This is a genomic window from Limnobacter sp. UBA3528 (assembly GCF_002377005.1).
GTDB lineage: Bacteria > Pseudomonadota > Gammaproteobacteria > Burkholderiales > Burkholderiaceae_B > Limnobacter.
Genome location: NZ_DFOZ01000010.1, coordinates 1 through 6207 on the forward strand (window position 1 = coordinate 1; position 6207 = coordinate 6207).

Genomic DNA, 6207 nt, shown 5'->3' on the forward strand with positions numbered 1-6207 from the left:
GGAGTATTTGGCCAGAATACGCAGAAGTTCATGTGCTGAAGGTCCTGAGCAATGCTGAGGATTTGAAAGCCCCCAGTGATTCCAAAACTTTCATTTCACACGTCGAAAGCTGCATGAGCGATCTCGATGAATACAGTGCGATGCATGAGGGAACGGTTCGATTGTTCACTGCGAAATCAGTCATGAACTTTGTTGAAGAAATTGGTGAGGACAGCGATCGTATAGCGCGGGCATGGCGCATGTTTGTCCACATGGCCAAATTCAATGGATTCAGAAAAATTATCAAGCAAAGCAACGAGCTTGAGGAAAGGTTGAAGTTGCTTCGTGAGCAGTTTCCGAATTTCGCGCATGTGGTTGATCACGTGATTGGACAGTTGCGCGTATGGCCCTTGAAACAAGAAGATAAACAGCGTCTCAAACCCATTAATCTTAATGGTCCCAAGGGAACGGGCAAAAGTGCTTTTGCCAAGGCATTGGCTGAGGCGCTTAATACTCGCTATGACTACGTGAACATCGCCTCCACATCCATGGGGGGAGTATTAACGGGCATCAGTAACAAATGGGGCAACGGACAAGCAGGTCTGATTTTTTCATCATTGGCCAGAAGTGAAACCGCATCGCCTTTGATCTTGCTCGATGAAATTGATAAGGCCGACAGGAACTCTCAATTCCCAGTTGAGGGCGCGTTGCTGGCCTTGCTTGAGCCGCAAACATCTCAGGAATTTCACGATGAATTTGGCAACCTTCAATTTGATGCGTCACGGATCATCTACGTGGCCACAAGCAACGATGCAAGCTTGATTTCGGATCCGGTCAGATCGCGCTTTGACACATTCGAGATCAGTTACCCCAACCGAAATCAGCGAGAGGTGATTATCAGCAATATGCTGAGAAAGTCTTATATGAACATCCGATTTTCGCCAGCCGCAATCAGTTTGATGGCTAGCCAGGATGTTGATCTGCGTAACTTACAGAGCCTGCTGGACAAAGTAGTTAGGCAACACGTTGATACCGTAATGAATCAAATGGTACCAAGCAGCGCCAAGGCGTCAAATGGCATTGAAGGTGAACACGCTACACAGCAGGCCAATGAGGGGGTCTCCTCTTCATTGCACGGTGAGCAGGTTATCGACGAATTGACGGTACGGATTTGTTTGCAGGACCTGGGTTGCAAGACCAAAGCCCATTTCGGGTTTGTGGAGGTGTAAGCCATGACACTGATTAAATACTGTGAAGATGGCATTCGTCACGTGGACTATTGGTCCGTGCTTAAGGTGATCAATGATCATGAAGTGACCTACCGCTTGTTGTCGTCTATCGTTTGGAAGAACAGTTGTTGATCTTGATAGGCGAAGTTCAGTTTCCAACTTTTCTTTGAATGCTTTTTCACTTTTCGATGGCTTGTCGAAGCGTTGGAATAGATGGATTAGAAAATCACGGTTGTGATTTTCGTTTACTGGCGCAAACGTTTGCCGGAGCTCATTGAGAAATTTAAGATGGGGCATGCGAAATATCACTCTCCCATGGCTGAAGCAATAGCCTTCAAACAACTTCTTTAATATTAGCAAAGCGGTTTGTGTATAGCCGAAATTGGGATGCTGCTGCCAACTTTGAAAAAGCAGCTCAACAATTGGGTAACCATTGTCGAAGTTTGTCCATCAGCGGCTTGATCTCTTTCTGTCGCCTACTGTGCCGTTCATCGGGCGATAATTCTTGCAACTGCCCCTCAACTGCGTAAATGGCATTGAACTGTTCCAGTGCTGCTTGGGCAATTTGGCTTTTGTTGGCAGCAAACAGTTCAAAGAATTTGCGCCGTGCGTGCCCTTGTCAATCACATGTGCGGGCACTGGTGCTTGAATCAAGGTCTCACAGGTGTCACATACCCACTTGCCACGAATATGGCGCTCTACGCTGAAGGTGCCAGGTTGATAGTCCAGTTTCTCGGCGACATCCTCACCAATGCGCTTTAACTGGCAGCCGCATTTGCACAGGGTACTGTCCGGTTCATGGCGAATCTCGGTGCGGGGCAGTTCAGGCGGCAGGGGTTTGCGTTTGGGCTTGAGGCTTCTAGTAACTATTTCTTTGTCTTGCTCAGGCAGCTTATCCAGCTCTTCCTGCTCGATCTGGGCAATATCACCGTCCAGTGTTTCATCAAACAAGTAGCGTTGTTCAACAGTCAGTGATTCAGCTTTTTTGCTGAACCGGAACCGCTTGTGCAAAGCCAATTCCAGCGTCACTTTGGAGAGGACGGTCTCTTGGTATTTGATGGTGATCGCTTGCTCTTTAATCAACTCATCTTTGGCCTGTATTACAGCGTTGCTGGATTGAACGGTTTGCTGCAACTGGGTATTGATTTGAATCTGCCCCAGTAGCATCGCCCGCAGTTGGTCTGCGTCCATCTTGGCAATCTGGTCTGGGTGGGGCTTGAGGTCATGACGCAGATATTGCCACAGGCCCACATCGCCAACTATTGGCAATCTTGCCAATTGACGCTGTTATCAATTCATACTCACAAGCATTTGATGCTGGAATATTCTGCAAGCCGCTGCCAAGGTAGCCCCACGATCAGGGCGTTGAATTGTTCAGTGGACAGCGTGACCGATGCACCCAAATCAATACCTTTGCCCCAATTAAAACTGCCTTTGTGCAGCCTGCGGCTGCACAACCACACACCAAATCCGTCGTGCACAATCACCTTCATTCGATTGGCACCACGGTTTGCAAACAGATATGCGTTATGCGCTTGCGCAGCACCAAACACGGCAATGATTTGATTCATCAAAGTGTCCATGCCGCAACGCATGTCGCATGGTGCGGTGCTCATCCAGATTGCGTCCACACGAATCAACGCAACACCTCACGCAGTATTTGGCCGAGTTCAACCATTTGCGATGGATCAACTTTGAATGCAATGCGCAACTCACCACGATCGATGTTGACTTCGATCTTGCTTGATAACTTTGCCGATGTCGGCAGTTCGGCACACAGTGCTGACTCGACACGCAGGGGAACAAACTGGGGCACCAATGAGGCCTGCGATGACACCGCCATTCTTGCTGGCTCAGTTCGCTCTTTAACCCAACGCGCCAGTAAACTGGGGTGTAACCCATGCTGCCTGGCCACATTGGCCAGTGACATGCCAGGCCTGGTGCAATGATCAACAACTTCTTGTTTGAACTGCTCACTATGCGTACGTCGGGATCGTCCGCGTTTAATAACCAAGTCAGTCATGACTACTCCGCTATGAAATTAGTGGAGTAGCGTTAACTAAAACTCAAGCTCAAACAAGATGGGTTCGCTAGGGGCTTACGACTCCTATACAACCTATCACTTGTAACTAGCAGGCATGGTACCCAAAGACCCTGCTGTGTGTTCCCTCGGGCCACAAGTATGTTTGTGTTGCCCCGTGCCCAAACCCGTTTGCTGCGACGAATCACCAGTCTGCGCAACAAGGAGAAAACACCTTATGGAGGGCTTCGCGCCGGTTGGTGCCTAACTACGGAGCCAAAACCGAAAGATCCATTTTGAGCTTCAGGGCTCGCAAGTGTCGTATGCATACTGCGTAGTTTTGCGGGATCAACTCGCGACACGACTGCCGCGTATCCATGAATGGGGAATCCCGGTACAACCCGTAAATTGCATACATACCTTTATGTCCCAATTTATACATATCTAAACTGTTCAGTTGTGCTGGACCACATCTCTTAAAATCTTTGGGTAAAGCCTAGCGAAAAGAATTCGGCATCCAGGTCAGCGATGCCTTTGAATTCCCCGCCAGACACTTCAATAGGAGTGACCTGAGTATTATTTCCTACCTGACCTGCGTCCACATCAATGATACCGAAAGCCAGAGTGACCGTAGTATCTCTGCTTGGTGTAAAGCTTGCCCCAAGTCCGTAAAAGCGACGGTCGTTATCAGGTAATATAGGAACGCGTAGATCGTCGCCGACCACACCATTTTCCATACCATAGCCAGCGTGCAATGTTAGTCGCTTGTAAGGTTTGTAATTCAGACCGATTCTATACGCTTGAGCTACTTTGAAATCTTGAGGTAAGTCTTCAATGACACGGCCATTACTCACACGCTCATAGCGTAAAAATGTCTCGGTATAATCTTGATATGTGTAAGTGGCCATTAAGTCGAGTTTCGGGCTGTAATGGTGAAACAGGGAAATACGGAACTCATCTGGAAAAATTGTGCGTTGTCTAGCTTGCTGCTGTGGTTCTAGATCGCCAGCCGCTTGCGGGCCGTTCACCCCAAGCAGCGGACCACCAATCGCAATCAAACCGCCATTTAGAAACTCGCGGAAGGCCGCCGTATCTGCATTTTCATTGATGGTCAGTTCCCCTTGATTGCCATTGAAGCGTGTCTTTGGTCGATAGGAGGCACCAATTCGTGTGCGATCCGTTGGCTCCCACAGCAGACCAGCTTGGGCATTTAAGGCCCAACCCAAGATCCTCAACTTCGCGTCCGTTTCGCCTGGGATAGGGGGCGCTAGCCCTGACGCGTTTAAAGTATCGAGAAGTGCGGTCGTTCCAGGAGGTCCTAACTTGCTTACTGCATCTCGGTAATTCAAACGAATTTTGATTGATTGAAAATAACGTTCATAAGAGCCGTTGGCACCAATCGACAGAGTCGGGGTTAGCTTATAGCCGAAGCCCAAGTTCAAGCGTGTTATCTTCAGGTCGCTTTCGCGACCTGCACCTCGACCAGGAAAATCTTCCCGATAACGGGTTAAGAGGCCATGTGAGCCCGATGCACTGAAACCCACTACCAGCTTGGGGCTGACCGGAATGGCCACGAACAATCCAGGAATAAACAATGCAGAGTCAGTGCCATCTTTTCTGGAAAAAAACTCGCCGGCTGAGCCCTCACGCCCGTTATCCGTGGGCGGACCGTCATTGTTTTGTCTGGAGGTGTAGTCGTTATCAAAAGTGGCGATACTCGCCACATTCAAAACTTCAATGCGCTTGAAACGTGTCAGCGCAGCCGGGTTAAAAAAGATCACAGAGGCATCTGAAGCCTCCGCCGCCTGGCCTGCACCCGCAGTGGCGATCCCCATCGCACTTTGGTTGTCGTTGGCTGTACCACCCGCAAAAGTTTGATGGCTAAGTGAAAACGCCATTACTGAAAACGCGACTGCACACGCTCTCCGAAGGGAGCTTTGCTGAAAAAACACCATTGGTCTGTCTCCTCGCTCCGACGGTGCAGGGTCGCTGTGCGCCCGACTTTGATTGTCGTGAGTTTTACTGGTTGTTTTTAGAAATTTTACTTACTTTCCAACGAAACAATACGTGAGAAAAGAAGCTATGTTTACAACAATTAACATTGATAGTACTGAAAATGTAAACCGAATTCAACCAATCGTTCAATTGATTTTTGTCAAGCTGCTAAGGAGGTTAACTTCGTCTGTGGTCGACAACACACGTCTGGTGGTAAAAGTTAAGCTCAATATCTGTCAGAGACAAAACTTGGGCCCAATTCAGTATTTGTACTTTTTCAATCCTCAACTAAGCAGTAATTTGTAAGTAAAAAGCACATAAACTACTAGTATTGAGAGCACTGCTCAATTGTGTGATTGGGTCTCGATCTTGGGTCGCTATAAGATCTATGTTTCTGAAACATTACTGGAATATTTTTCTTTTACACAAATAAGGGGGTAAAATTTACTCTATTTTTTCCTATTGTTTTCAGTGTTGAATGGCAAAGTGATTAGGTAATGTTTTGATTAACACTTTTTGACTAACCCATTCGACAAAGACAATCCCATCATGAAAACCCTGTCCAAATTACGTCAGCGAGGCGCGCTCATGATTGAGCTTGTGCTGACACTGCCCATATTGCTGGCTGTGATTTTCGCGATTGTCGAGTATTCGGTGTTGTTGGGAGCCATGCTGATCATGAACAACACCACCAGTGAAGCGGCGCGACAAGCCACGGTGTACCGTAGCGGGTTTGCAGTTGGTGATTATGAAAGCTTTGCGCAAGACGCTCTGGAAGACTTGTTACCAACTTACGTCGGCTCATTTCGGGAAAGCGTGGTGCCCTCGGTAAATTCCTTTACTTGCGGCGATTCAACCTGCCTGCGGGTGCGTCTTGATTATCCCAACTACAGCAGTAACCCCCTGGTCGGAAACTCCTTCTTCATTCCTTTGCCTGAGAATTTGTCAGCAGAGTCCACTACACGTGTGGAGCCGAACGATGGT

Annotated in this window: 7 protein-coding genes and 1 pseudogene; 3 read left to right on the forward strand and 5 right to left on the reverse strand. The window is 48.1% G+C overall.

Going from position 1 to position 6207, the window contains the following annotated elements; translation table 11 throughout:
• Nucleotides 1-113 precede the first annotated feature (113 nt).
• Both B4N58_RS02310 and B4N58_RS02315 read left to right on the forward strand, forming a co-directional pair.
• Entirely contained in the window at nucleotides 114-1208 is a 1095-nt protein-coding gene (locus tag B4N58_RS02310) for an AAA family ATPase (RefSeq protein ID WP_291745422.1), read from the forward strand.
• A 3-nt stretch (nucleotides 1209-1211) separates the two neighbouring features.
• Nucleotides 1212-1340: a hypothetical protein gene (locus B4N58_RS02315; protein WP_291745424.1), complete on the forward strand. Its 129-nt coding sequence runs from the start codon at nucleotides 1212-1214 to the stop codon at nucleotides 1338-1340.
• Between the two features lie 283 nt (nucleotides 1341-1623).
• On the opposite strand, the gene B4N58_RS15640 is transcribed toward B4N58_RS02315, so the two are convergent.
• The 5 genes and pseudogenes from B4N58_RS15640 to B4N58_RS02335 form a co-directional block, all read right to left on the reverse strand.
• On the reverse strand, nucleotides 1624-1797 hold the full coding sequence (locus B4N58_RS15640; protein WP_366915333.1) for an IS66 family transposase: 174 nt from the start codon (nucleotides 1795-1797) through the stop codon (nucleotides 1624-1626).
• A 2-nt stretch (nucleotides 1798-1799) separates the two neighbouring features.
• Nucleotides 1800-2399 (reverse strand): annotated as a pseudogene (locus tag B4N58_RS02320) (IS66 family transposase zinc-finger binding domain-containing protein); the annotation flags it as partial.
• A 110-nt stretch (nucleotides 2400-2509) separates the two neighbouring features.
• Nucleotides 2510-2824 carry an IS66 family insertion sequence element accessory protein TnpB gene (gene tnpB, locus B4N58_RS02325; protein ID WP_291745426.1) on the reverse strand — a complete coding sequence of 105 codons (315 nt, stop codon included), beginning with the start codon at nucleotides 2822-2824 and terminating at the stop codon, nucleotides 2510-2512.
• 20 nt (nucleotides 2825-2844) lie between these two features.
• Nucleotides 2845-3231: an IS66-like element accessory protein TnpA gene (gene tnpA / locus B4N58_RS02330; protein WP_291745428.1), complete on the reverse strand. Its 387-nt coding sequence runs from the start codon at nucleotides 3229-3231 to the stop codon at nucleotides 2845-2847.
• A gap of 473 nt (nucleotides 3232-3704) precedes the next feature.
• A complete protein-coding gene (locus B4N58_RS02335; RefSeq protein WP_236550829.1) occupies nucleotides 3705-5183 on the reverse strand; it encodes an OmpP1/FadL family transporter in 1479 nt (492 codons plus the stop codon).
• A 556-nt stretch (nucleotides 5184-5739) separates the two neighbouring features.
• On the opposite strand from B4N58_RS02335, the gene B4N58_RS02340 reads away from it, so the two are divergent.
• The coding region (locus B4N58_RS02340) for a TadE/TadG family type IV pilus assembly protein (RefSeq protein ID WP_291745431.1) at nucleotides 5740-6207 on the forward strand (468 nt) is incomplete at its 3' end.